Consider the following 24,208-nt stretch of genomic DNA (forward strand, 5'->3'; position numbering starts at 1 on the left):
ACCTCCAGGTGTTCCGCGGGCCCGTTTCCCCAGCAGTGGGGGAGCGGGCCCGTTCCTCATCCCCCGGGAGACGTGAGAAGCAGTGGTCAACGATTGCGCCGAGCAGCCGCCGGTGAAGGACGGTCCGGCCGACGGGTACGTCCGGGTCCGGCTCGACCTGGCCTACCAGGGCGCCGAGTTCTCCGGCTGGGCCCGCCAGAAGGGCGGCCGGCGGACGGTCCAGGAGGAGATCGAGACCGCGCTGCAGATCGTCACCCGCAGCCCCGAGCTGTTCCCGCTCACCGTGGCCGGCCGCACCGACGCCGGGGTGCACGCCCGCGGCCAGGTCGCCCACGTGGACCTCCCGGCCGAGCTCTGGGAGGCCCACCGGGAGAAGCTGCTGCGCCGGCTCGCCGGCCGGCTGCCCGGGGACGTCCGGATCTATCGGGTCGGCGAGGCGCCGGCCGGGTTCGACGCCCGCTTCTCGGCGATCTGGCGCCGCTACGCCTACCGGGTCGCCGACCACCCCGGCGGGGTCGACCCGCTGCTGCGCGGACACGTGCTCTGGCACGACCGGCCGCTGGACGTGGACCGGATGAACGAGGCCGCGAAGCTGCTGCTCGGCGAGCACGACTTCGCCGCGTACTGCAAGAAGCGCGAGGGCGCCACCACCATCCGCACCCTGCTGGAGCTGCACTGGGACCGCGTCCCGGTGGACTCCTACGCAGCCCAGGAGGGCTCCCTCGCGGTCGCCACCGTCCGCGCCGACGCGTTCTGCCACAACATGGTGCGGGCGCTGGTCGGCGCGATGCTGCTGGTCGGCGACGGGCACCGGCCGGTGGAGTTCCCCGGCGAGGTGCTGGCCGGCGGGGTGCGCAACTCCGCGGTCAACGTGATCCGGCCGTACGGGCTCACCCTCGAGGAGGTCGGCTACCCGCCGGACGACCTGCTCGCCGAGCGGAACCGGCAGGCCCGGCGGATGCGCACGCTGCCCGGACAGCCCGCCGCCGGGTAATCCGTTTGGGCCCTGCGCGTCGGCTTGGGACAATCGTCCGCATGGGACACGTCGAGATTTCGCACCTTGAGTACTACCTGCCGGACGGGCGGGTGCTTTTCGACGACGCGTCCTTCCGGGTCGGCGAGGGCGCGGCCGTCGCGCTGGTCGGCGCCAACGGCGCCGGCAAGACCACACTGCTGCGGATGATCGCGGGGGACATCCAGCCGCACGGCGGCTCGGTGACGATCAGCGGCGGGCTCGGCGTGATGCGCCAGTTCGTCGGCACCACCGGCCGCGAGGACCAGCAGGCCACCCCGGGCGCGCTGCCCGCCGACGCCTCCGTCCGCGACCTGCTGGTGTCGGTCGCCCCCGAGCGGATCGCCGTCGCCGCCCGCGCGGTGGACGCCGCCGAGCTGGCGATGATCGCCCAGGACGACGAGAAGACCCAGATGGCCTACGCCCAGGCGCTGTCCGACTGGGCCGACGTGGGCGGCTACGACTACGAGACCGACTGGGACGTCTGCACCATGGCGGCCCTCGGCATGCCCTTCGACAAGGCGCAGTGGCGCGGCCTGAACACCCTCTCCGGCGGTGAGCAGAAGCGGCTCGTCCTGGAGACGCTGCTGCGCGGGCCCGAGGAGGTGCTGCTCCTCGACGAGCCCGACAACTACCTGGACGTCCCCGGCAAGCGCTGGTTGGAGGAGGCCATCAAGGCCACCTCGAAGACCGTGTTGTACATCTCACACGACCGCGAGCTGCTCTCCCGCACCGCGGAGAAGATCATCAGCGTCGAGTCGGGTGCCGCCGGAAGCAGCGTCTGGGTGCACGGCGGGGGCTTCGACTCCTTCCACGAGGCCCGCAAGGACCGGTTCGCACGCTTCGAGGAACTGGGCCGGCGGTGGGACGAGGAACACGCCAAGCTCAAGAAGCTGGTCGTGACCCTGCGCCAGGCCGCGTCGGTCAGCCACGCCCTGGCCACCCGCTACGCCGCCGCGCAGACCCGGCTGAAGAAGTTCGAGGAGGCCGGCCGGCCGGAGGAGCCCCCGCGCGAGCAGTCCATCACCATGCGGCTCAAGGGCGGGCGCACCGGCATGCGCGCCTTCACCATGGAGCGGCTGGAGCTCACCGGCCTGATGCAGCCCTTCGACCTGGAGGTCTTCTACGGCGAGCGGATCGGGGTGCTGGGCGCCAACGGCGCCGGCAAGTCGCACCTGCTGCGGCTGCTGGCCGGCGACACCACGGTCGCCCACACCGGGGACTGGAAGCTGGGCGCGCGGGTCGTCCCCGGCCACTTCCGGCAGACCCACGCCCACCCCGAGCTGTTCGGGCGGACGGTGCGCTCGATCGTCGAGGAGGAGCACGCGCTCAGCCGCGGCGCCGCGATGGGCGCGCTGCGCCGCTACGAGCTGGACCGCCAGGAGGAGCAGAAGTTCGAGTCGCTGTCCGGCGGGCAGCAGGCCCGGCTGATGATCCTCAAGCTCGAACTCTCCGGCGTGACGGCCCTGTTGCTCGACGAGCCGACCGACAACCTGGACCTGGAGAGCGCCGAGGCGCTGCAGGCCGGGCTGGAGGCCTTCGAGGGCACCGTGCTGTGCGTCACCCACGACCGCTGGTTCGCCAGGACCTTCGACCGCTTCCTGGTGTTCGGGGCGGACGGCCGGGTCTTCGAGTCGACCGAGCCGGTCTGGGACGTCAACCGGGTGCAGCGCGAACGCTGAGTGACGACAGGGCCTCCGGGCGGTCGCGGTCCGGCGATTTTTGACCCCTCCCCGCCCGCCCGGTAACCTGGACGCTTGATGTGCGTATTGGCTCGCTCTATCTCACGTGAGAGGTCGGTACGCCGGAGACATCAGGTCGTCGACCAGCGGTCCCCCTTGAATTGCGTCCAAGGGTGATCAGGCTGCTCTTCCGACCAGGTGCTCCTGTCAGGACTCACTCACTGAAAAGCGAAGGCTACGACCGTGCGTACGTACAGCCCCAAGCCCGGCGACGTCCAGCGTCAGTGGCACGTCATCGACGCGACCGACGTCGTGCTGGGCCGCCTGGCCTCCCAGGCCGCCAACCTCCTCCGGGGCAAGCACAAGGCGATCTACGCGCCGCACGTTGACACTGGTGACTTCGTCATCATCATCAACGCCGACAAGGTGCACCTGTCCGGTAACAAGAAGACCCAGAAGCTGGCCTACCGCCACTCGGGCTTCCCGGGCGGTCTGCGCTCGGTGCGCTACGACGACCTGCTGGCGAACAACCCGGAGAAGGCCGTCGAGAAGGCCATCAAGGGCATGATCCCCAAGAACAGCCTGGGCCGTCAGATGCTCTCGAAGCTGAAGGTCTACTCGGGCGACCAGCACCCCCACGCTGCCCAGCAGCCGGTGCCGTTCGAGATCACCCAGGTCGCGCAGTAATTCGGCCACCAAGCCCCCCAACACTGAAAAGAGCTGAGGAACACCGTGGCCGAGACCACTGAAACCCTTGAGGTCGACTTCGACGAGAACGTCGAGGGCGAGTACACCTCCGAGGAGAGCTACACCTCCGAGTCGCTGGCCGGCCGCTTCGGCGAGGCCACCCCGGGCGCCGGCCTCGGCCGTCGCAAGGAGGCGATCGCCCGCGTGCGCATCGTCCCCGGCACCGGCCAGTGGAAGATCAACGGTCGCACCCTGGAGAACTACTTCCCCAACAAGGTGCACCAGCAGACCGTGAACGAGCCCTTCAAGCTCCTCGAGCTTGACGGCCGTTACGACGTCGTCGCCCGCATCACCGGTGGCGGCGTCTCCGGCCAGGCCTACGCGCTGCGCCTCGGCGTGGCCCGTGCCCTGAACGAGGCCGACGTGGACAACAACCGCGGCGCGCTGAAGAAGGCCGGCTTCCTGACCCGTGACGCCCGCGCCGTCGAGCGCAAGAAGGCCGGTCTCAAGAAGGCCCGCAAGGCGCCGCAGTACAGCAAGCGCTAATCGCGTCCCAGGGGGTGCGGTCCGCCCTGGCGGCGCACCCCCCTGGTTGCGCGTACCGTCGCCCCGGAGTACCACGTGTACTCCGGGGCGACGTGTTCCCCGGCCGGCGTGCGGTGGCCGGGGACGGTCGGTTGGGTTCCGAGCAGTGGTGATGGAGGACGGGACAGTGGGACGACTCTTCGGTACGGACGGCGTACGCGGGGTGGCGAACGAGGGCCTGACGGCCGAGCTGGCGCTCGGGCTGTCGGTCGCGGCGGCACACGTGCTGGGCGAGGCCGGTGCCTTCGACGGGCACCGCCCGGTCGCGGTGGTCGGCCGTGACCCGCGCGCCTCGGGCGAGTTCCTGGAGGCCGCCGTCATCGCCGGCCTGGCGAGCGCCGGCGTCGACGTGCTCCGGGTCGGCGTCCTGCCCACCCCGGCCGTGGCGTACCTCACTGGCGCGCTCGGCGCCGACTTCGGCGTGATGCTGTCCGCCAGCCACAACGCGATGCCCGACAACGGCATCAAGTTCCTCGCCCGCGGCGGCCACAAGCTGGACGACCGCATCGAGGACGCGATCGAGAACCACTACCGGACGTACTCCATCGGCAGTGACGAGTGGCAGCGCCCGACCGGCGCGGCCGTCGGCCGGGTCCGCGAGTACACCGAGGGCTTCGACAAGTACGTCGCCCACCTGATCGGCGTGCTGCCCAACCGCCTCGACGGCATCAAGGTCGTCATCGACGGCGCCCACGGCGCGGCCGCCTACGTCGCCCCCGAGGCCTTCGCCCGGGCCGGCGCCGAGGTCGTCCACACCCTGGGGGCCGAGCCCACCGGCCTCAACATCAACGACGGCGTCGGCTCCACCCACCTGGACCGGCTGCGCGCCGCCATGAAGGAGCACCGCGCCGACCTCGGCATCGCGCTGGACGGCGACGCCGACCGCTGCCTGGCCGCCGACGCGGACGGCGACGAGGTGGACGGCGACCAGATCATCGCGATCCTGGCCGTCGCCATGAAGGAGGCCGGCACCCTGCGCGGCAACACCGCCGTCGCCACCGTGATGTCCAACCTGGGCTTCAAGCTGGCGATGCAGCGCGAGGGCATCGAGCTGGTGGAGACCGCCGTCGGCGACCGCTACGTGCTGGAGGCCATGAAGGAGCACGGCTTCGCGCTGGGCGGCGAGCAGTCCGGCCACGTCATCCTGCTCGACCACGCCACCACCGGCGACGGCACCCTGACCGGCCTCATGCTGGGCGCCCGACTGGCCGCCACCAAGCAGCCGCTGGCCGACCTCGCCGCCGTGATGACCCGGCTGCCGCAGCAGCTGATCAACGTCAAGGGCGTCGACAAGGCCCGGGTGGCGACCAGCACCGGGCTGGCCGCCGCCGTCGCCGAGGCCGAGACCGAGCTGGGCTCCACCGGCCGGGTGCTGCTGCGCCCGTCCGGCACCGAGCCCCTGGTCCGGGTCATGGTCGAGGCCGCCGACGCGGTGCAGGCGGAGGCCGTCGCCCAGCGACTGGCCGAGGCCGTGCGGACCCACCTGGGCTGAGCCCGTCCCACCCCACGTCGAAGGGGCCCCCGCCGAGTCGGCGGGGGCCCCTTCGGGCTGGTCGCGGTGCGGGCGCTCCTCGGCGCGGGCCGTCAGAGCTTGCGCAGCAGTGCCCGGCGGACCTTGTGGTCCGAGCCCTTCTGCAGGATCAGGGTGGCCCGGCCCCGGGTCGGCAGCACGTTCTCCAGCAGGTTGGGCCGGTTGATGGTGCGCCAGACCTGCCGGCCGTACTCCATCGCCTCCTCCTCCGGCACCTCGGTGAAGCGGCGGAAGTAGGAGTTCGGGTCCTGGAAGGCGGTCTGACGGAGCTTGCGGAACCGGTCCAGGTACCAGTGCTCGATGTCGTCGGTGCGGGCGTCGACGTAGATCGAGAAGTCGAAGTAGTCGGCCACCGCCAGCCGGGTCCGCCCGTCGGTGCCGGGCAGCGCCGGCTGCAGGACGTTCAGGCCCTCGACGATCAGGATGTCCGGGCGCTCCACGGTGAGCCGCTCGTCCGGCACGATGTCGTACACCAGGTGCGAGTACACCGGGGCGGTGACGCGGTCCTTGCCCGCCTTCACGTCCGCGACGAAGCGCATCAGCGCCCGGCGGTCGTACGACTCGGGGAAGCCCTTGCGGGCCATCAGGCCGCGGCGGCGCAGCTCGGCGTTGGGGAGCAGGAAGCCGTCGGTGGTGACCAGTTCGACCCGCGGGTGCTCGGGCCAGCGGGCGAGCAGGGCCTGCAGCAGACGGGCGGTGGTCGACTTGCCGACCGCGACCGAGCCGGCCACGCCGATGATGAACGGCGTGCGGGTGCGCTCGGTGTCCGGCGTGTCCAGGAAGGTGCCCAGCGCGCCGCGCAGGTCGTGCGTGGCGTGGATGTACAGGTTGAGCAGCCGGGACAGCGGCAGGTAGACGTCGCGCACCTCGTCCAGGTCGAGGGCCGTGCCGAGTCCGCGCAGCCGCTCCACCTCCTCGGCGGTCAGCGGCAGCGGCGTACGCTCGCGCAGCGCGCTCCACTCGGCCCGGCTGAGGTCCACGTAGGGGGACGGCGACGGGCCGGCCGAGGTGGCGCCCCGCGTACAGAGTTCGGTCAGCACATGCTCCATTGTGAGCCGTAGCGGCGTTCACGGTGGTTGTGGTGTCGGTCACGCACTGTTCCCCCAAGGCGGGAAAAGGGCCCCAGAACCGCCCTTATGCTGGCACGCATGTGCGGAATTGTTGGATACGTGGGCGCGCAGTCCGCCCTCGACGTAGTAATCGCAGGCCTGCAGCGACTGGAGTACCGGGGCTACGACTCGGCCGGTGTCGCGGTGCAGGCGCAGGACTCCGACGGGCAGTGGAGTCTGGTCACCGACAAGCGGGCCGGCAAGCTCGCCAACCTGGAGAAGTCGCTCGCCGAGACCCCTCTGCCCGGCGGCACCACCGGCATCGGCCACACCCGCTGGGCCACCCACGGCGGCCCGACGGACGCCAACGCCCACCCCCACCTGGACGACGACCTGCGGGTCGCCGTCGTCCACAACGGCATCATCGAGAACTTCGCGCAGCTGCGCGCCGAGATCGCCGAGCGCGGCCACACCCTCCGCTCCGAGACCGACACCGAGGTCGTCGCCCACCTGCTGGGCGAGGCCTACCAGGGCGACCTCGCCGAGGCCATGCGGGTGGTCTGCCGCCGCCTGGACGGCGCGTTCACCCTGGTGGCCGTGCACGCGGACGCGCCGGACGTCGTCGTCGGCGCCCGCCGCAACTCGCCGCTGGTGGTCGGGCGCGGCGAGGGCGAGAACTTCCTCGCCTCCGACGTCGCCGCGTTCATCGCGCACACCCGCGAGGCGATCGAGCTGGGCCAGGACCAGGTCGTCGAGCTGCGCCGGGAGGGCGTGACCGTCACCAACTTCGACGGCACCCCGGCCGACGTGCGCGAGTACCACGTGGACTGGGACGCCTCGGCCGCCGAGAAGGGCGGCTACGACTACTTCATGCTCAAGGAGATCGCCGAGCAGCCGAAGGCCGTCGCCGACACCCTCCTCGGCCGGATCGGCACCGACGGCCGGCTCACCCTCGACGAGCTGCGCATCTCGGACGCCGACCTGCGTTCGGTCGACAAGGTCGTCATCGTCGCCTGCGGCACCGCGTTCCACGCCGGCATGATCGCCAAGTACGCGATCGAGCACTGGACCCGCATCCCCTGCGAGGTCGAGGTCGCGTCCGAGTTCCGCTACCGCGACCCGATCATGGGCCCGGGCACGCTGGTCATCGCCATCTCGCAGTCCGGCGAGACCATGGACACGCTGATGGCGCTGCGGCACGCCCGCGAGCAGGGCGCCAAGGTGCTGGCGATCTGCAACACCAACGGCTCCACCATCCCGCGCGAGTCGGACGCCGTGCTCTACACGCACGCCGGCCCCGAGGTCGCCGTCGCCTCCACCAAGGCGTTCCTGACCCAGCTGGTGGCCTGCTACCTGGTCGCCCTGTACCTGGGCCAGGTCCGCGGCACCAAGTGGGGCGACGAGATCTTCACCATCATCCGCGAGCTCGGCGACGCGCCGAAGCAGGTGGAGCAGGTGCTGGAGACCATGGAGCCGGTGCGCGAGCTGGCCCGCTCCCTGGCCGACGCCCGCTCGGTGCTGTTCCTCGGCCGCCACGTCGGCTTCCCGGTGGCCCTGGAGGGCGCGCTCAAGCTCAAGGAGCTGGCGTACATGCACGCCGAGGGCTTCGCGGCGGGCGAGCTCAAGCACGGTCCGATCGCGCTGATCGAGGAGGGCCTGCCGGTCGTCGTGGTCGTGCCCTCGCCGCGCGGCCGCTCGATCCTGCACGACAAGATCGTCTCCAACATCCAGGAGATCCGGGCCCGCGGCGCCCGCACCATCGTCATCGCCGAGGAGGGCGACGAGGCGGTCGTCCCGTACGCGGACCACCTGATCCGCATCCCGGCCACCCCGACGCTGCTGCAGCCGCTGGTCTCCACCGTCCCGCTGCAGGTCTTCGCCTGCGAGCTGGCCACGGCCAAGGGCCACGAGGTCGACCAGCCGCGCAACCTGGCGAAGTCGGTCACCGTCGAGTAGCACGCGCTCGTCGGCAACGGCGCCCCTGCGGTGGCTGCGTCCTACCGCAGGGGCGCCGTGTCGAGCGCGAACGAGAACGGGGCGGGCAGGTCGATCGACTTGCCGAACCCGACCTGGGTGCGAGTGACGTAGTCGCCGTCCTGAGGGTGGGTGAACAGAGTGACCATGCCCTGGCCGCGGTCGATCAGCAGGTAGCAGGGGATCTCAGCGGTGGCGTAGCCCCTGCGCTTGGATTCGCGGTCCTTGTGCGGGTTGGTCGAGGTGATCTCGAAGACGAGCAGGACACCCCCGGCCGGGGCCCAGGAGTCCGCGTTCTCGAAGTGGCCGACCGGGCTCACCGTGCCGTCGGGAATGAAACGGTTCTTGGGCGACACGATCAGACCCTTGTTCCCCGAGAGGTCCAGATCGATCGCCGCCTTGCGGAAGAACTGCCTGGCGAGCAGCGAGAACGCCGTTTCGTGGGCTCCGTCCGGCGGTGGCGTCACGATGATCTCCCCTTCGATGAACTCGGCCTTGCTGCCCATCGGGGTGTCCAGCTCCAGGAACGCCTGGAGGAGGTTGTCCTCGCCCATCGGGTGCTCGATTGCCGGCATGGCGACCATGGCCCTTCTCCCTCCTGTGGGTCCGTGCCGGGCGACAAACTACGGGTGCGAACCGGCGCGGGCGGGGGATCGATGTGGGTGTCACTCGAAAGTGTGCCGCAGGGCGGGCTCCCGCGGGGCGGGGGCGCGGGCTAGCGTCGGTGGGAGCCGACCGCTGAAGGAGCCCTCGCATGCGCCACGCCCATCGCGTCGAAGTCGTCCGGGCCGCCGAGGGCGAGCTGATCGCCCGGCTGCCGGAGGGGACGCTGATGCAGCGCGCGGCGGCCGGGCTGGCCGCGACCTGCGCCCGGCTGCTGACCCGGGTCCGCGGGCGGGTGTACGGCAGCCGGGTGGTGGTGCTGGCGGGCAGCGGGGACAACGGGGGTGACGCCCTGTACGCCGGGGCGGCACTGGCCCGGCGCGGGGCGCGGGTGACGGCGGTGCTGCTCGCGCCGGAGCGGGTGCACGCGGGCGGGCTGGCCGCGGTGCGGGCCGCCGGCGGGCGAGTGGTGGTGGATCAGGAAGTCGGCCTGGCCGACTTCTCGTGCGCGGACCTCGTGCTGGACGGCATCGTCGGCATCGGGGGCCGCGGCGGGCTGCGCCCCGGGGCCGTGCCCTACGCCCGTGCCGGGAGGCGCGGGACGGTGGTGGCCGTCGACCTGCCCAGCGGCGTGGACGCCGACACCGGCGAGGTGCCCGGCGTGGCGCTGCGGGCGGACGTCACGGTCTGCTTCGGCACCTACAAGCCAGGCCTGCTGGTGGACCCGGGGGCCTCCTACGCGGGCGCCGTCCAGCTGGTCGGGATCGGACTGGAGCCGCCCGAGCCCGAGGTGACGGCCCTGCAGCACGCGGACGTGGCGGCGCTGCTGCCGCAGCCGGGCGCGGAGAGCGACAAGTACCGGCGCGGCGTCGTGGGGGTGGCGGCCGGCTCGGCGACGTACCCGGGCGCGGCCGTGCTGGCGGTCGCCGGGGCGCTGCGCGGGGGCGCCGGCGCCGTCCGGTACGTCGGCACGGCGGCCGAGGAGGTGGTGCGGCGGTTCCCGGAGGCGCTGGTCACCGAGGGCGGACCGGCCGGCGCGGGCCGGGTGCAGGCGTGGGTGGTCGGCCCGGGCGGCGGCGACGGCGCGCGGCAGGCGCTGGCCGAGGCGCTGGCGGCCGACGTCCCGGTGCTGGTGGACGCGGACGGGCTGACCGAACTGGCCCGGCTCGGCCCGGACGCGCTGGCCGGCCGGACGGCCCCGACCCTGCTCACCCCGCACACCGGCGAGGCCGCCCGCCTCCTCGCCGGCGCCGACGGCACCGCGCCGCCGAGCGCCGACGCGCTGGCGGCCACCCGGCTGGCCACCGCCCGCCGGCTGGCGGCCGCCTACCGGGCGACGGTCCTGCTGAAGGGCTCCACCACGGTGGTCGCCGACCCGGGCGGCGCCGTCCGGGTCAACCCGACCGGCAGCTCCTGGCTGGCCACCGCCGGCAGCGGGGACGTCCTGGCGGGCCTGGCGGGCTCCCTGCTGGCGGCCGGTCTGGCTCCGCTGGACGCCGCCTCGGCGGCGGCCTACCTGCACGGCCTGGCGGGCCGGGAGGCGGCGGGCGAGCCGGGCGCGCCGGTGACGGCGCTCGGGGTCGCGGAGGCGCTGCCCGGAGCCTGGCGGTCCGTCCGGCGGGGCTGGACGGGCGGCGGGGGAGCGGAACCGACCCGTCCGTCCCGGGCGTCCGGAACAGGGTGACGAGCGGTCCTGCGCAGGTCGGCGCGGTGCGGGGAGGCCGGGCGCCGGCCGCCGCGCCGACGGGCCGTTCGGCGAGGACTCCGGGACGTCTGGGAGACTGACCCTGATGACAACTGCGAACACGACCGGCACGGCCACCCTCACCGACGGCGTACGGGCCGAGGCGACCATCGATCTGGCCGCCCTGCGCGGCAACCTCGCCGCGCTGCGCGAACGCGTCGGCAGCGCGGCGGTGATGCTCGCGGTCAAGGCGGACGCCTATGGCCACGGCGCGGTCGAGTGCGCCCGCGAGGCGGTCGCGAACGGGGTCGGCTGGCTCGGTTGCGCCACGCCCGAGGAGGCGCTGGCGCTGCGGGCCGCGGGCATCCGCCCGGAGCAGGCCCGGATCCTGTGCTGGCTGTGGACGCCGGGCGGGCCGTGGCGGGAGGCGCTGCGTGCGGACCTCGACATCTCGGTCAGCGGCCAGTGGGCGCTGGACGAGCTGCTGCCCGCCGTCCGGGAGACCGGTGTCCCGGCCCGGGTGCACCTGAAGGCGGACACCGGCCTGGGCCGCAACGGCTGCCAGCCGCACGACTGGCCGCGACTGGTGGCGGCGGCCCGCCACGCCGAGGCCGAGGGCCTGCTGACCGTGGTCGGCGTCTGGTCGCACTTCGCCGCCGCCGACGAACCGGGGCACCCGTCGATCCAGGCCCAGCTGGACTCCTTCCAGGTCGCGCTGGAGCAGGCCGAGGCGGCCGGGCTGCGCCCCGAGGTGCGGCACCTGGCGAACTCGCCGGCCACCCTGCTGCTGCCGGGCTCGCACTTCGACATGGTCCGCACCGGTCTGGCCGCGTACGGGCTGTCGCCGGTGCCCGAGGTGGGCTCGCCGGCGGACTTCGGGCTGCGCCCGGTGATGGCGCTGACCGCGCGGCTGGCGCTGGTCAAGCACGTCCCGGGTGGGCACGGCGTCAGCTACGGCCACCACTACGTGACGCCGGGCCCGACCACGCTGGGCCTGGTCCCGGTCGGCTACGGAGACGGCGTCCCGCGGCACGCCAGCGGCACCGGACCGGTGCAGATCGGCGGCAAGTGGCGCACCGTGGCCGGCCGGGTGGCGATGGACCAGTTCGTCGTGGACCTGGGCGGGGACGTCCCCGAGGTCGGCGACGAGGTGCTGCTGTTCGGCAGCGGCGAGCGCGGGGAGCCGACCGCCGAGGACTGGGGCCGGGCCTGCGGCACCATCTCGTACGAGATCGTCACCCGGATCGGCGCCCGGGTGCCGCGCCGCTACCTGGGCGGCAGCCACCTCGCGGGCCTGACGGCATGACGGAGGGACCGGACGGGAGCAGCCCGGTCGCGGCGGTGGCCAAGGCGGCCGGTGCGGCCTCCGGGGTGAGCCGGGCGGGCGTGATCGGGATCTCGGTCGGCGTGCTGGCGGCCGGTGCGGCCGCGGGCGTGGCGATCGAGCGGCTGACCGGCGCCCGGGCGACCCGCCGCCGGGCCCGCGCCCAGCTGGACGCCGAGGCCCCCTACGGTTCGCTGCGCGGGCGCCCGCGCCGGGTGGCCGCACCGGACGGCACCGAGCTGTACGTCGAGCTGGACGGCCTCGCCGCCGAGCCGTCCGGAGCCGCCGGCACCGGCGCCGAGCCGCTGACGGTGGTGTTCTGCCACGGCTACTGCCTCAACCAGGACAGCTGGCACTTCCAGCGGGCCGCACTGCGCGAGAGCGCCCGGCTGGTCTTCTGGGACCAGCGCAGCCACGGCCGCTCCGAGCGCTCCCGCTCCTTCCTGGCCGGTGAGCCGGCCAGCATCGACCAGCTGGGCGGCGACCTCAAGGCCGTGATCGACGCCGTCGCCCCGACCGGGCCGCTGGTGCTGGTCGGCCACTCGATGGGCGGCATGACGGTGATGGCGCTGGCCGACCAGTTCCCGGAGCTGTTCCGGGAGCGCGTCGCCGGGGTGGCCCTGATCGGCACCCTGGCGGGGGACTGGAACGAGGTCAGCCTCGGCCTGCCGTCGGCCGGCGCGAAGCTGTTCAAGCGGGTCGCCCCCGGGGTGATGCGGGTGCTCGGCCGCCAGGTCGAGCTGGTGGAGGCGACCAGGCGGCTGGGCGCGGACGTCGCCGCCGTCTTCTACCGGCGGTTCTCCTTCGGCGGCCGGGACGTCGACCCCGGCGTGGTGCGCTTCGCCGAGCAGCTGCTGGACGCCACCCCGATCGACGTGGTCGCCGAGTTCTACCCGGTCTTCGGGGCGCACGAGAAGTACGGGGCACTGGCCGCCCTGCGCGGCCTGCCGGCGCTGGTGCTGGCCGGCACGAAGGACCTGCTGACGCCCTCGGCGCACAGCGAGGCGATGGCCGAGCGGCTGCCGGGCGCCGAGCTCGTCCTCGCGGAGGGGGCCGGACACCTGGTGATGCTGGAGTGCCCGGAGCTGGTCGACCAGGAGTTGACGGCGCTGCTGCGCCGGGCCGCGGACTTCGCCGGCGCCGCGCCGCCGCCGGGGGCCGCACCGCCGCCCGGTGCCGTCCTCGATCCGTCCTGAGCCCCGGCCCGCCGCCGCGGGCCCCCGCGCGGCGCACGCCGGGCCGGTGATGTGGCACGGTAGCGGGGGCGGCCGGTGGTCGGCGCGCCGCACGGACCGAAGGGCACGACACGCGCATGGGCACGCACGCCACTCTGACCGTCCCCACCCCGGAGCGGATGGGCCGGCTCGGCCGGGAGCTGGCCGCCCTGCTGCGGCCGGGCGACCTGGTGCTGCTCTCCGGTGAGCTGGGGGCGGGGAAGACCACGCTGACCCGCGGCCTGGGGGAGGGGCTGCAGGTCCGCGGCGCGGTGACCTCGCCGACGTTCGTGATCGCCCGGGTGCACCCGTCGCTGGTCGGCGGCCCGGCGCTGGTCCACGTGGACGCGTACCGGCTCGGCGGGGACCTGGACGAGATGGAGGACCTCGACCTGGACGTCTCGCTGCCCGAGTCCGTGGTCGTGGTCGAGTGGGGCGAGGGCAAGGTCGAGCGGCTGTCCGACGACCGTCTGGAGGTGCGGATCGAGCGCGCCCTGGGCGACGGCGCCGACGGGGACGACCTGGACCCCCGCCGGGTGCTGCTGACGGGCGTCGGCCCGCGTTGGACGGGTGTCGCCCTGGAGGCGCTCGCCTGAGCCGTCCGGGCGTGCGGGCGTCCGGGGGATGCCGGGGCTCCGGGGGCTCCGGGGCGATCGGCGCGTGACGGGGCGCCCACCCCGGGCGTGCGCCGTTTTGCCGACAGGCTGTCGGGAAGTGTTGCGGGCGGGGTGCCGGGCGTGGTGGGATGGTTGCTGCGGTTAGGTCTGCCTAACTAGGGAGGCGCCATGTCGAGCACCACCCCCGCCCCGGAGCGCGCCGTGCGCGGCACCGGGGCCGGAGAGTCCGCCCGTCGCGCCCAGGGGGCGCCGATGCGGGCCCTGCTGGCCGCCTGCGCGGCCGCCGAGGCGGTGTCCACCCCGCCCGAGCCGGAACCCCGCCCGGCCGTGGAGCCGGAGAGCGGAGCTCCCCGGGCCGCGTGATCCGGCGCCGGGCCACCGCGACCCGCCGTCAGGCGACCACGACCACCTTGGTGCCGTTCGGCGCGAAGTCCCAGAGCAGCTGACCGTCCGGTCGGCCGCTGCGGATGCCGCCGGTCTTGGCCTTCGGGTCGGCGGTCACCGTCGCGCCGTCCATGGCGGCGCTGAAGCCGAACACCACGCCGTTCTGCTGCGCGAAGCGCACCACGTGCTCGATCGGCCGGCCGTCCGTGCCGGTGGTGTTGGGCGTGCGGCTGTAGACCGCGTAGCTGCCCGGGGCGGGCTCGACCGAGCCCGGGGTGACCTGGAAGGCGGCCGCGACCTGCGGGTTCTTCTTCGGGTCGACCAGCCAGACGTAGTGGCTGCCGACCGAGTAGACCACCCGGGTGCCGCTGCCGGAGGTCGTCGGGAGCGCCGGGACCGTCGGGGTCGCCGACGCGGTCGGCGTCGCGGAGACGGCCGGCCCGCTGGACGTCGTGGTGCTGGCGGCGGGCTTCGCGCCGCCCGCCCGGTCCTGTGCGCCGTTGGCCTGGAAGGCCAGCAGGCTCACCACCGCCAGGGCCCCCAGGGTCAGCCCCGTGACCACCACTCCAGGACCCATCTTCGCCACGTCGCGCTCCCGCCGCCGTCCCTTTACGTACGGGCCCCATCGTGCCAGGTCCGCCCGGCCGGTTCGCAGCGGCTCGGATGTGTGTTCCTCGGTGGCACACCCTCACGATCGGCCGATCGTCCGGTCGGAGCAGCCTCGGTCTAACCTTGACCCGTGCTGCTGCTCGCGTTCGACACCGCCACCCCCGCCGTCACCGCCGCCGTCCACGACGGCACGGCCGTCCTCGCCGAGACCCAACAGGTCGACGCCCGGCGCCACGGCGAACTGCTCCTGCCCGCGATCGACGGCGTGCTCCGGTCGGCCGGCGTCGACAAGCAGCAGCTCACCGGCATCGCGGTGGGCGTCGGCCCCGGCCCCTACACCGGCCTGCGGGTCGGCCTGGTGACCGCCGCCGCGCTCGGCCACGCGCTCGGACTGCCGGTGCACGGCGTCTGCACCCTGGACGCGATCGCCTTCCAGGCGCGCGCCGAGGGCCTGGCCGGGGAGCCGTTCACCGTCGCCACCGACGCGCGCCGCAAGGAGGTCTACTGGGCCTCGTACGACGCCGACGGCCGGCGCACGGAGGGCCCCGCCGTGGACCGCCCGGCCGAGCTGACCCCGGGCCCGCGCGCGGTCGGGGCCGGGGCGCTGCTCTACCCCGACGCCTTCCCCGGCGCGCACGGCCCCGAGCACGTGTCGGCCGGCGCCCTGGCCAGCTTCGCCGCCGCCGAGCTGGCCGCCGGGCGCGAGCTGCTGCCGAACGTCCCGCTGTACCTGCGCCGCCCGGACGCCCAGGTCCCGGCCGGCTACAAGGCGGTGCTCCCGGCGTGAACCACGGCACCACCCTGCGCCCGATGCGCTGGTGGGACATCGATCCGGTGATGGAGCTGGAGCTGGAGCTCTTCCCCGAGGACGCGTGGTCCCACGGGATGTACTGGTCCGAACTGGCCGAGACCCACCCCGGCGGCACCCGCCACTACACCGTCGCCACCGCCGCGGACGGCAGGATCGTCGGCTACGCCGGACTGATGGCCGTCGCCGGCGAGGGCGACGTCCAGACCATCGCCGTCGACGGCCGCCACCAGGGCGGCGGCCTCGGCACGGCGCTGCTCACCGACCTGATCCGGGAGGCCGCCCGGCGCGGCTGCGCCGAACTGCTGCTGGAGGTGCGGGTGGACAACCCGCGCGCCCAGCGGCTGTACGAGCGCCACGGCTTCGAACCGGTGGGCATCCGGCGCGGCTACTACCAGCCCGCCAACGTCGACGCGCTGGTGATGCGCCTCGACCTCCCGAGCACTGACAGCACTGACCCGAAGGACATTGAGGACACCCGCCATGGCTGACGAACCGCTCGTCCTCGGCATCGAGACCTCCTGCGACGAGACCGGCGTCGGCATCGTGCGCGGCACCACGCTGCTCGCCGACGCGGTCGCGTCCAGCGTCAACGACCACGCCCGCTTCGGCGGCGTCGTCCCGGAGATCGCCAGCCGCGCCCACCTGGAGGCGATGGTCCCCACCATCCAGCGCGCCCTGGACACCGCCGGGGTCAAGGCGAGCGACCTGGACGGCATCGCGGTCACCGCCGGCCCCGGCCTGGCCGGCGCGCTGCTGGTCGGCGTCAGCGCCGCCAAGGCGTACGCCTGGGCGCTCGACAAGCCGCTGTACGGGGTCAACCACCTCGCCTCGCACATCTGCGTCGACCAGCTGGAGCACGGCCGGCTGCCCTCGCCGACGATGGCGCTGCTGGTCTCCGGCGGGCACTCCTCGCTGCTGCTCAGCGAGGACATCACCACCGACGTCCGGCCGCTCGGCGCGACCATCGACGACGCGGCCGGCGAGGCCTTCGACAAGGTGGCCCGGGTGCTCGGCCTGGGCTTCCCGGGCGGCCCGGTGGTCGACCGCACCGCCCGCGAGGGCGACCGCAAGGCGATCGCCTTCCCGCGGGGTCTGAGCGGGAAGAACGACCCGGCGTACGACTTCTCCTTCTCCGGCCTGAAGACCGCCGTCGCCCGCTGGGTGGAGGCCAAGCGCCGGGCCGGCGAGGAGGTGCCGATCGCCGACGTGGCGGCGTCCTTCCAGGAGGCCGTCACCGACGTGCTCACCCGCAAGGCCGTCAAGGCGTGCAAGGAGAACGGCGTCGACCACCTGATGATCGGCGGCGGGGTGGCCGCCAACTCGCGGCTGCGCGAGATGGCCCAGCAGCGCTGCGACCGGGCCGGGATCCGGCTGCGGGTGCCCCGGCCGGGCCTGTGCACCGACAACGGCGCGATGGTGGCGGCGCTCGGCTCCGAGATGGTCTGGCGCGGTCGCACGCCGTCCGCCTTCGACCTGTCCGCCGACTCCTCGCTGCCGGTGACCGAGGTGCACGTCCCGCACACGGACCTGCACGGCCAGGCCTACGACGCCCTCGGCGGTGGCACGGCATGACCGTCGCCGCCATGTGGGAGGCCCGGGCCGCCGACGGCCGCGGGGCCGAACTCACCGCCTGGGTGCGGGAGGTGGCGCTGCCGGCGCTGCGCGGCTCGCCCGGGCTGGAGCGCACCGAGCTGTTCGGCGCGCCCGGTGAGCGGGTGCTGCTGATCACCTGGTGGGCCGGCGAGGCCGTACCGGTCGCCGAACCGCCGGCCGAACTGCTCGGCCGCCCGGTGCACCGCTGGTCCTTCACCAGTCAACACGTCGAGTAGGGCCTCACCGGGAACCGCGACCCGGCCCGTTACCGTGCATAGCTGATAAGAAGCTGGACGGATCCGGGGAGCGCGGTGCGGTGAGCAGGGACGGGCGGAGCAGGACCAGGACGTACGCGGTGGGGGCGCTGGCCCTGCTGGCCCTGGCCACCGGATGCGGGGACAACGGCGGCGGCACCGCCGCCGCCCCGGCCCCTGCCGGGACCTCGGCGGGCGTGCCGCAGCCCACCGGCGGCGCCGCGTCGACCGGCCCGGCCGGCACGCCCGCCCCCGCCCCGGCGGCCGGTGACGCGGCGGCCTGGGCGAAGTGGAACCTCAAGCCGCTGGCGCCGGCCCCCGCACCGCCCGCCGACAAGCCCGTCAAGCTCGAACGGACGGGCACCGTACCGGTGTTCAGCGACATCAAGACGAGCGACAAGGTCGTCTTCATCACCATCGACGACGGCGCCGAGAAGGACCCGAAGTTCGTCGAGATGCTGACCGAGCTGAAGGTGCCGATCTCGATGTTCCTGACCAAGGACATCGTCAAGAACGACTACGGCTACTTCAAGCCGCTGCAGGCCCTGGGCAACCACATCCAGAACCACACCGTCAGCCACCCGGTGATGAGCAAGATCCCGCCGGAGAAGCAGAAGTCCGAGATCTGCGACGACCAGGCCGCGCTCACCCAGCAGTACGGCACCGCCCCGCTGCTGTTCCGCCCGCCCTTCGGCGACGGCGCCAACACGCCGACCCTGAACACCTCGGTGCAGCAGTGCGGCCCGCGCGCGATCGTGCTGTGGCGCGAGTCGATGCAGATCCACGACATGCAGTACCAGGCGGCCGACAAGAAGCTGAAGTCCGGTGACATCATCCTGGCGCACTTCCGTGGCCCCAAGGAGCTCAAGGGCGCCACGATGACCCAGATGTTCGCCGACCTGCTGGCCCGGATCCAGGAGCAGGGCTTCTCGGTGGCCCGGCTGGAGGACTACATCCAGCCCCCGGCCTCCTAGGAGCCGTCCGGGAGCCGCCCGGCGGCCCGTCAGGCCGGGTGGCCGAGCATCATCAGCGGGCCGTGGTCGGTGCGGCTGAGGATCACCGTGACGGAGTTCGGGCCCGAGGGCTTGAGCTGGCGGCGCAGCTCCTCCGGGGTGATCGCCATCCCGCGCTTCTTGATCACCACCGTGCCGACCCCGCGCTCGCGCAGCAGCGCCTTCAGCTTCTTGATGTGGAACGGCAGCACGTCGGTGAGCTCGAAGGCGTGCGCGTACGGGGTGGGGACCAGGCGGTCCGAGGTGAGGTAGGCGATCTTCGGGTCGATCAGCCGGCCGCCCACCTGCTCGGCCACCTCGGCCACCAGGTGGGCCCGGATCACCGCGCCGTCCGGCTCGTACAGGTAGCGCCCGACCGGGCCGGCCGGCGGGTCGGGCAGGTCGCCGCCGGTCAGGCTGGCGGCCTGCGGCAGCAGGGTGGCGCGGTGCGGTCGGGAGGCCCCGGTGCCGAACCAGAGCACCGCCTCCTTGACGTCGCCGTGGTCGGAGACCCACTCCGCCTCGGCGTCGGCCGGGACGGCCTCGTGCGGAATGCCCGGGGCGACCTTCAGCGCGCCGATCGGGGTCCGGCGCCCGGCCTCGATCGCCCAGGACAGCGGCGGGGCGTACGCCTCGGGGTCGAACACCCGGCCGCGGGCGGTCCGCCGGGCCGGGTCGGTGAACACCGCGTCGTAGCCGGTCACGTCCACGTCGGCGACGTCCGCGCACTCCACCCGGACCAGGTCGGACAGGCCCAGCGCGGCCGCGTTGGCGGCGGTGGCCGCGCAGGCCGCCGGGTCCCGGTCGACGGCCAGCACCTCGATGCCGGCCCGGGCCAGCGCCAGGACGTCCCCGCCGATGCCGCAGCACAGGTCGGCCAGGCGCCGGACGCCCAGGTCGGCGAAGCGGCGCGCCCGCCACTCGGCCACGCTGCGCCGGGTGGACTGCTCGACGCCGTTGGGCGTGAAGTACATGAGGTCGGCGTCCGCCCCGAACTTCGCCCGCGCCCGCTGCCGCAGCCGGGCCTGTCCGAACGCCGCCGACACCAGCTCCGCCGGGTGCCCCCGCCGCAGCCGGGTGGCCAGCGCCAGCTCCTCCTCGGGCGCGAACTCGCGCAGCTCGGCGAGCAGGGCCTGGCCTTCGGCGGTCAGCAGGGGCTGGAGGTTCTCGGTGTCCACGGGCCCATTCTGACCGGTTCCGGAGGAACCCCGCGGATCCCGGCCGGCCGCGGCGGAGCGGGAGGGCGGGGCGGGCCCGGGCGCCGGCGCCGACCCGGATCCCGGTCGGCGCCCGGCGGTTTCGGACCGGCCGCCGCGGAGCAGGAAGGCGGTGACCGGCACGGCGCCGGGCAGCGGGCCGGGCGACGCCTCCCCGGCCCGGCCGCCCCGGGCGCACACGTGTACGACCACCCGTCCGTTGCCGGGATCCGCGGGCGCGCCGTTGGCACTCTGGTTGACTGAGTGCTAACACGGGCCTATGGTCGTCCTTGGCACTCCCCACTGGGGGAGTGCTAACGCGAAGACGCGTGCCTGACCCCCGCGACGGCAGGCCCGCAGGTTCGCTCCTACCCGTTAGAAACCCCGTAATCTCCGAAGGGGAGCTCGGACGTGACCACCAGCAGCAAGGTTGCCATCAAGCCGCTTGAGGACCGCATCGTGGTCCAGCCGCTCGACGCCGAGACCACCACGGCCTCCGGCCTGGTTATCCCGGACACCGCCAAGGAGAAGCCCCAGGAGGGCGTCGTCCTGGCCGTCGGCCCGGGCCGCTTCGAGGATGGCCAGCGTCTGCCGCTCGACGTCGCCGTCGGTGACATCGTCCTGTACTCGAAGTACGGCGGCACCGAGGTGAAGTACCAGGGCGAGGAGTACCTCGTCCTCTCCGCCCGCGACGTTCTCGCCATCATCGAGAAGTAAGTCGTCCCGACCCGCCCCGGATCCGTGTCACTTCGTGACAGTGGCCCGGGGCGTGGTCGTTGGTTCACGTAATCCGGCGACCGGTGGGCCGGTCGCAGCCCCGAAGGAATAGGGAACATGGCGAAGATCCTGCAGTTCGACGAGGACGCCCGCCGCTCGCTGGAGCGCGGTGTCAACAAGCTGGCCGACACCGTCAAGGTGACCATCGGCCCCAAGGGCCGCAACGTCGTCATCGACAAGAAGTTCGGCGCCCCGACCATCACCAACGACGGTGTCACCATCGCCCGTGAGGTCGAGCTGGACGACCCGTACGAGAACCTCGGCGCGCAGCTCGTCAAGGAGGTCGCCACCAAGACGAACGACGTCGCGGGTGACGGCACCACCACCGCCACCGTGCTGGCCCAGGCCCTGGTCAACGAGGGCCTGCGCAACGTCGCCGCCGGTGCCGGCCCGGCCGCCCTGAAGAAGGGCATCGACAAGGCCGTCGCCGCCGTCTCCGAGCACCTGCTGTCCGTCGCCCGCGAGATCGAGGGCAAGGACGACGTCGCCGCCGTCGCGTCCCTCTCCGCGCAGGACACCCAGGTCGGTGAGCTGATCGCCGAGGCGATCGACAAGGTCGGCAAGGACGGTGTCATCACCGTCGAGGAGTCGAACACCTTCGGCGTGGAGCTGGACTTCACCGAGGGCATGCAGTTCGACAAGGGCTACCTGTCGCCGTACTTCGTCACCGACGCGGAGCGTCAGGAGGCGGTCCTCGAGGACCCGTACATCCTGATCAACCAGGGCAAGATCTCCTCCATCCAGGAGCTGCTGCCGCTGCTGGAGAAGATCCTGCAGGGCGGGGCCTCCAAGCCGCTGCTGATCATCGCCGAGGACGTCGACGGCGAGGCGCTGTCCACCCTCGTGGTGAACAAGATCCGCGGCACCTTCAACGCCGTCGCCGTCAAGGCCCCGGGCTTCGGCGACCGCCGCAAGGCGATCCTCGGCGACCTGGCCACCCTGACCGGCGGCACGGTCATCTCCGAGGAGGTCGGCCTCAAGCTCGACCAGGTCGGCCTGGACGTGCTGGGCACCGCCCGCCGCGTGACCATCACCAAGGACGAGACCACCGTCGTCGACGGCGCCGGTGACGCCGAGGCCGTCGCCGGCCGCGTCGCCCAGATCAAGGGCGAGATCGCCGCGACCGACTCCGACTGGGACCGCGAGAAGCTGCAGGAGCGCCTGGCCAAGCTGGCCGGCGGCGTCTGCGTCATCAAGGTCGGCGCCGCCACCGAGGTGGAGCTGAAGGAGCGCAAGCACCGCCTCGAGGACGCCATCTCGGCGACCCGCGCCGCGGTCGAGGAGGGCATCGTCGCCGGTGGTGGCGCCTCCCTCGTCCACGCCGCCAAGGTGCTGGAGGACGGCCTGGGCCTGTCGGGCGACGAGGCGACCGGTGTCGCGGTCGTCCGCAAGGCGCTGCACGAGCCGCTGCGCTGGATCGCCCAGAACGCCGGCCTCGAGGGCTACGTCATCACCCACAAGGTCGCCGAGCTGGAGACCGGCCACGGCTACAACGCGGCCACCGGCGAGTACGGCGACCTGCTGAAGGCCGGCGTCATCGACCCGGTCAAGGTCACCCGCTCCGCCCTGGAGAACGCCGCCTCGATCGCCTCCCTGCTGCTCACCACCGAGACCCTCGTGGTGGAGAAGAAGGAGGAGGAGGCCGACAACGGTCACTCCCACGGCGGCCACGGCCACTCGCACTGACGCCCGAACCGTCTGACCGGAGGCCCGGCCGCACCCCTCACGGGGCGCGGTCGGGCCTTCCGGCTGTGTTTTCGCCCGCTCGCGGGAGGAGGGCTCGGGGCGGGGCCGTCGGCCGTTGGCCTTCCGGCTGTGTTCCATCCTTCAACTATCAGCAGAATTTTGCGCACAGCAAAGATTGCCTTATAACTGAGGCATGATCGAGGCCCGCCACCTGCGCGTCCTGCGTGCCGTCGCCCGCACCGGCTCCTTCTCCGCCGCCGCCCGCGAGCTGGGGTGCACGCAGCCCGCCATCAGCCAGCAGATGAAGGCCCTGGAGAAGTCGGTGGACACTCCGCTGGTGGTCCGTTCGGGCCGCGGCATGCAGCTCAGCGAGGCCGGGCGGGTGCTGCTCAAGCACGCCACCGGGATCCTGGCCGGGCTCTCCGCGGCCGAGGAGGAGGTGGCCGCGATCGCCGGGCTGCGGGCCGGGCGGGTGCGGCTGGTCTCGTTCCCGACCGCGAGTTCCACCCTGGTGCCGCCCGCTGTCGCCCGGCTGCGGGACGGCCATCCGGGGGTGCGCGTGTCGCTGGTCGAGGCGGAGCCGCCGGAGTCGCTGGCGATGCTGCGCGGCGGTGAGTGCGAGATCGCGCTGGCCTTCCGGTACCCGCAGTCGAACGGTGCCGCGGCGCTGCCGGCGCCCGCCCACGGGACGCCGCGCGAGGCGCGGGCCGAGGCCAACCTGGAGGCGCAGCAGCTGAGCGCCGGCACCGACTGGTCCGATCTGGTGGTCACCCCGCTGCTCGACGACCCGCTGGTGGGGCTGCTGCCCGCCGCGCACCCGCTGGCGGGCCGCGGCGGGCCGGTGGGGCTGGCCGAGCTGGCGGAGGAGCAGTGGATCGCGGGCTGCCCGCAGTGCCGGGGGCACCTGGTGGAGCTGTGCGCGGGGGCGGGCTTCGAGCCGCGGATCGACTTCGCGACCGACGACTACCCGGCGGTGGTCGGCCTGGTGGCGGCCGGGCTGGGGGTGGCGGTGCTGCCCCGGCTGGCACTGGAGTCGGTGCGCCCCGACGGGGTGTCGACGGTGCCGGTGCGGACGGCCGCGGGGGCGCCGGCGGTGCGGCAGGTGGTCGCGCTGACCCTGCCGGACCTGGCCGAGGTGCCGGCCGTGGCGTTGATGCTGGAGCGCCTGGCGGGGGCGGCCGGCCGCTGAGGCCCGGCGGCCCCGCGGCGGCCCCGGGTGCCCCGGGAGCGGGGTGGAGCAGCCTGAGGCGCCGCGAAGAAACGTTTCTTCACGGCAGGCCGTCGAGGCGGGGCTAGCGCTGCGCGATGGCCGGCGGGGTCAGCGGGACCTCGACCAGCCGGTGCCGGGAGCGGCCCAGCATCTCCTCGCGCTCGTCCTCGGTCATCCCGCCCCAGACGCCGTACGGCTCGCGGACGGCGAGCGCGTGCGCCGCGCACTCGGTGATCACCGGGCAGCGCATGCAGACCTCCTTGGCGCTGGCCTCGCGCGAACTCCGCGCGGCCCCGCGTTCGCCCTCGGGGTGGAAGAAGAGCGAGCTGTCCACGCCACGGCAGGCTGCGGAGAGCTGCCAGTCCCACAGGTCCGCGTTGGGGCCGGGGAGGCGGGAGAAATCTGCCATGGCTCATTCCCTTCAGAGGCTCGCCCCCCGTGGGCCGGCGCTCGGCCGGCTGCTGCCGGGTGCGCGGCGGGGCGTCGATGCACTGGTGTGGACACCTGGAAATATGACTTACGGCAACTCCATGGACAAGTCACCCACAGAGTGGCACAACAGTCAATGACCATACGAAAGCTATAAAAACGGGCAAAGTGGGCAATGACTTCGACGGGCGCGGACGTGGCAATCGGGTGGCCGACGGGCGCGCGAGGCTCCGCACCGGTGTGCGGGTCGTACGCCCACCGCGCGCGAGCTGCGCAAAAGTGCGGCGTGTGCACCGCGATGCGGC

The 24,208-nt window shown here is 73.4% G+C and carries 24 protein-coding genes; 19 read left to right on the forward strand and 5 right to left on the reverse strand.

Going from position 1 to position 24,208, the window contains the following annotated elements; translation table 11 throughout:
• The first annotated feature begins 82 nt into the window (after positions 1-82).
• From truA to glmM, 5 genes are all read left to right on the forward strand, one after another.
• Positions 83-994, forward strand: a complete 912-nt coding sequence (gene truA / locus AB0N04_RS11735; RefSeq protein ID WP_363364075.1) for a tRNA pseudouridine(38-40) synthase TruA — start codon at positions 83-85, stop codon at positions 992-994.
• A 41-nt stretch (positions 995-1,035) separates the two neighbouring features.
• The gene (locus AB0N04_RS11740; protein ID WP_360209070.1) at positions 1,036-2,694 is read left to right on the forward strand and encodes an ATP-binding cassette domain-containing protein; all 1,659 of its coding nucleotides are present in this window, start codon (positions 1,036-1,038) and stop codon (positions 2,692-2,694) included.
• 243 nt (positions 2,695-2,937) lie between these two features.
• The gene (gene rplM / locus AB0N04_RS11745) at positions 2,938-3,381 is read left to right on the forward strand and encodes a 50S ribosomal protein L13 (RefSeq protein WP_030055846.1); all 444 of its coding nucleotides are present in this window, start codon (positions 2,938-2,940) and stop codon (positions 3,379-3,381) included.
• Between the two features lie 45 nt (positions 3,382-3,426).
• Entirely contained in the window at positions 3,427-3,927 is a 501-nt protein-coding gene (rpsI, locus tag AB0N04_RS11750; RefSeq protein ID WP_360209067.1) for a 30S ribosomal protein S9, read from the forward strand.
• A gap of 166 nt (positions 3,928-4,093) precedes the next feature.
• Complete coding sequence (glmM, locus tag AB0N04_RS11755) at positions 4,094-5,458, forward strand: phosphoglucosamine mutase (protein ID WP_360209064.1); 1,365 nt, start codon at positions 4,094-4,096, stop codon at positions 5,456-5,458.
• A 92-nt stretch (positions 5,459-5,550) separates the two neighbouring features.
• Here the strand turns inward: glmM and coaA are convergent, their stop codons facing one another.
• Complete coding sequence (gene coaA, locus AB0N04_RS11760) at positions 5,551-6,546, reverse strand: type I pantothenate kinase (RefSeq protein ID WP_360209062.1); 996 nt, start codon at positions 6,544-6,546, stop codon at positions 5,551-5,553.
• A 99-nt stretch (positions 6,547-6,645) separates the two neighbouring features.
• On the opposite strand from coaA, the gene glmS reads away from it, so the two are divergent.
• Positions 6,646-8,502: a glutamine--fructose-6-phosphate transaminase (isomerizing) gene (gene glmS / locus AB0N04_RS11765; protein ID WP_360209060.1), complete on the forward strand. Its 1,857-nt coding sequence runs from the start codon at positions 6,646-6,648 to the stop codon at positions 8,500-8,502.
• Between the two features lie 41 nt (positions 8,503-8,543).
• Here glmS and AB0N04_RS11770 read toward each other — a convergent pair whose 3' ends face one another.
• Complete coding sequence (locus tag AB0N04_RS11770; protein ID WP_360209058.1) at positions 8,544-9,104, reverse strand: Uma2 family endonuclease; 561 nt, start codon at positions 9,102-9,104, stop codon at positions 8,544-8,546.
• A 170-nt stretch (positions 9,105-9,274) separates the two neighbouring features.
• Between AB0N04_RS11770 and AB0N04_RS11775 the strand changes: the two genes are divergently transcribed.
• The 5 genes from AB0N04_RS11775 (at position 9,275) to AB0N04_RS11795 (ending at position 14,325) form a co-directional block, all read left to right on the forward strand.
• Positions 9,275-10,807, forward strand: coding sequence for an NAD(P)H-hydrate dehydratase (locus AB0N04_RS11775; RefSeq protein ID WP_360209055.1), 1,533 nt, complete (start codon positions 9,275-9,277; stop codon positions 10,805-10,807).
• Between the two features lie 106 nt (positions 10,808-10,913).
• Complete coding sequence (gene alr, locus AB0N04_RS11780; RefSeq protein ID WP_360209052.1) at positions 10,914-12,113, forward strand: alanine racemase; 1,200 nt, start codon at positions 10,914-10,916, stop codon at positions 12,111-12,113.
• Positions 12,110-13,327, forward strand: a complete 1,218-nt coding sequence (locus tag AB0N04_RS11785) for an alpha/beta hydrolase (RefSeq protein ID WP_360209050.1) — start codon at positions 12,110-12,112, stop codon at positions 13,325-13,327. Before alr ends, AB0N04_RS11785 begins: the two co-directional genes overlap by 4 nt.
• A gap of 116 nt (positions 13,328-13,443) precedes the next feature.
• Complete coding sequence (tsaE, locus tag AB0N04_RS11790) at positions 13,444-13,941, forward strand: tRNA (adenosine(37)-N6)-threonylcarbamoyltransferase complex ATPase subunit type 1 TsaE (RefSeq protein ID WP_360209048.1); 498 nt, start codon at positions 13,444-13,446, stop codon at positions 13,939-13,941.
• Between the two features lie 189 nt (positions 13,942-14,130).
• Complete coding sequence (locus tag AB0N04_RS11795; protein ID WP_360209046.1) at positions 14,131-14,325, forward strand: hypothetical protein; 195 nt, start codon at positions 14,131-14,133, stop codon at positions 14,323-14,325.
• 28 nt (positions 14,326-14,353) lie between these two features.
• On the opposite strand, the gene AB0N04_RS11800 is transcribed toward AB0N04_RS11795, so the two are convergent.
• Entirely contained in the window at positions 14,354-14,923 is a 570-nt protein-coding gene (locus AB0N04_RS11800; RefSeq protein ID WP_360209228.1) for a hypothetical protein, read from the reverse strand.
• A 162-nt stretch (positions 14,924-15,085) separates the two neighbouring features.
• Between AB0N04_RS11800 and tsaB the strand changes: the two genes are divergently transcribed.
• From tsaB to AB0N04_RS11825, 5 genes are all read left to right on the forward strand, one after another.
• Positions 15,086-15,742: a tRNA (adenosine(37)-N6)-threonylcarbamoyltransferase complex dimerization subunit type 1 TsaB gene (tsaB, locus tag AB0N04_RS11805; protein ID WP_360209044.1), complete on the forward strand. Its 657-nt coding sequence runs from the start codon at positions 15,086-15,088 to the stop codon at positions 15,740-15,742.
• Between the two features lie 23 nt (positions 15,743-15,765).
• Complete coding sequence (rimI, locus tag AB0N04_RS11810) at positions 15,766-16,254, forward strand: ribosomal protein S18-alanine N-acetyltransferase (RefSeq protein ID WP_360209225.1); 489 nt, start codon at positions 15,766-15,768, stop codon at positions 16,252-16,254.
• Positions 16,247-17,338 carry a tRNA (adenosine(37)-N6)-threonylcarbamoyltransferase complex transferase subunit TsaD gene (tsaD, locus tag AB0N04_RS11815; RefSeq protein WP_360209041.1) on the forward strand — a complete coding sequence of 364 codons (1,092 nt, stop codon included), beginning with the start codon at positions 16,247-16,249 and terminating at the stop codon, positions 17,336-17,338. Before rimI ends, tsaD begins: the two co-directional genes overlap by 8 nt.
• A complete protein-coding gene (locus AB0N04_RS11820) occupies positions 17,335-17,595 on the forward strand; it encodes a hypothetical protein (RefSeq protein ID WP_360209039.1) in 261 nt (86 codons plus the stop codon). Before tsaD ends, AB0N04_RS11820 begins: the two co-directional genes overlap by 4 nt.
• Positions 17,596-17,675: 80 nt before the next feature.
• Positions 17,676-18,587: a polysaccharide deacetylase family protein gene (locus tag AB0N04_RS11825; protein ID WP_360209036.1), complete on the forward strand. Its 912-nt coding sequence runs from the start codon at positions 17,676-17,678 to the stop codon at positions 18,585-18,587.
• Between the two features lie 29 nt (positions 18,588-18,616).
• On the opposite strand, the gene AB0N04_RS11830 is transcribed toward AB0N04_RS11825, so the two are convergent.
• Positions 18,617-19,783 carry a methyltransferase domain-containing protein gene (locus tag AB0N04_RS11830; protein ID WP_360209033.1) on the reverse strand — a complete coding sequence of 389 codons (1,167 nt, stop codon included), beginning with the start codon at positions 19,781-19,783 and terminating at the stop codon, positions 18,617-18,619.
• A gap of 429 nt (positions 19,784-20,212) precedes the next feature.
• Between AB0N04_RS11830 and groES the strand changes: the two genes are divergently transcribed.
• From groES to AB0N04_RS11845, 3 genes are all read left to right on the forward strand, one after another.
• Positions 20,213-20,518 (forward strand): co-chaperone GroES, encoded by a 306-nt coding sequence (gene groES / locus AB0N04_RS11835; RefSeq protein ID WP_014136232.1) that lies wholly within the window; start codon positions 20,213-20,215, stop codon positions 20,516-20,518.
• A 117-nt stretch (positions 20,519-20,635) separates the two neighbouring features.
• Complete coding sequence (groL, locus tag AB0N04_RS11840) at positions 20,636-22,264, forward strand: chaperonin GroEL (RefSeq protein WP_360209031.1); 1,629 nt, start codon at positions 20,636-20,638, stop codon at positions 22,262-22,264.
• Between the two features lie 193 nt (positions 22,265-22,457).
• Positions 22,458-23,453, forward strand: a complete 996-nt coding sequence (locus tag AB0N04_RS11845) for a LysR family transcriptional regulator (RefSeq protein ID WP_360209028.1) — start codon at positions 22,458-22,460, stop codon at positions 23,451-23,453.
• Between the two features lie 103 nt (positions 23,454-23,556).
• On the opposite strand, the gene AB0N04_RS11850 is transcribed toward AB0N04_RS11845, so the two are convergent.
• On the reverse strand, positions 23,557-23,883 hold the full coding sequence (locus tag AB0N04_RS11850; RefSeq protein ID WP_360209025.1) for a WhiB family transcriptional regulator: 327 nt from the start codon (positions 23,881-23,883) through the stop codon (positions 23,557-23,559).
• Positions 23,884-24,208 lie beyond the last annotated feature (325 nt).

Origin of the sequence: Kitasatospora sp. NPDC051702 (genome assembly GCF_040681575.1) — a bacterium.
Classification (GTDB): Bacteria; Actinomycetota; Actinomycetes; order Streptomycetales; family Streptomycetaceae; genus Kitasatospora.

Coding starts and splice junctions, on each gene's coding strand:
- AB0N04_RS11740 (WP_360209070.1), top strand. CDS start 1,036: ATGGGACACGTCGAGATTTCGCACCTTGAGTACTACCTGCCGGACGGG.
- coaA (WP_360209062.1), bottom strand. CDS start 6,546: ATGGAGCATGTGCTGACCGAACTCTGTACGCGGGGCGCCACCTCGGCC.
- glmS (WP_360209060.1), top strand. CDS start 6,646: ATGTGCGGAATTGTTGGATACGTGGGCGCGCAGTCCGCCCTCGACGTA.
- AB0N04_RS11770 (WP_360209058.1), bottom strand. CDS start 9,104: ATGGTCGCCATGCCGGCAATCGAGCACCCGATGGGCGAGGACAACCTC.
- AB0N04_RS11775 (WP_360209055.1), top strand. CDS start 9,275: ATGCGCCACGCCCATCGCGTCGAAGTCGTCCGGGCCGCCGAGGGCGAG.
- alr (WP_360209052.1), top strand. CDS start 10,914: ATGACAACTGCGAACACGACCGGCACGGCCACCCTCACCGACGGCGTA.
- AB0N04_RS11785 (WP_360209050.1), top strand. CDS start 12,110: ATGACGGAGGGACCGGACGGGAGCAGCCCGGTCGCGGCGGTGGCCAAG.
- tsaE (WP_360209048.1), top strand. CDS start 13,444: ATGGGCACGCACGCCACTCTGACCGTCCCCACCCCGGAGCGGATGGGC.
- AB0N04_RS11795 (WP_360209046.1), top strand. CDS start 14,131: ATGTCGAGCACCACCCCCGCCCCGGAGCGCGCCGTGCGCGGCACCGGG.
- AB0N04_RS11800 (WP_360209228.1), bottom strand. CDS start 14,923: ATGGGTCCTGGAGTGGTGGTCACGGGGCTGACCCTGGGGGCCCTGGCG.
- rimI (WP_360209225.1), top strand. CDS start 15,766: ATGCGCTGGTGGGACATCGATCCGGTGATGGAGCTGGAGCTGGAGCTC.
- tsaD (WP_360209041.1), top strand. CDS start 16,247: ATGGCTGACGAACCGCTCGTCCTCGGCATCGAGACCTCCTGCGACGAG.
- AB0N04_RS11820 (WP_360209039.1), top strand. CDS start 17,335: ATGACCGTCGCCGCCATGTGGGAGGCCCGGGCCGCCGACGGCCGCGGG.
- groL (WP_360209031.1), top strand. CDS start 20,636: ATGGCGAAGATCCTGCAGTTCGACGAGGACGCCCGCCGCTCGCTGGAG.
- AB0N04_RS11845 (WP_360209028.1), top strand. CDS start 22,458: ATGATCGAGGCCCGCCACCTGCGCGTCCTGCGTGCCGTCGCCCGCACC.
- AB0N04_RS11850 (WP_360209025.1), bottom strand. CDS start 23,883: ATGGCAGATTTCTCCCGCCTCCCCGGCCCCAACGCGGACCTGTGGGAC.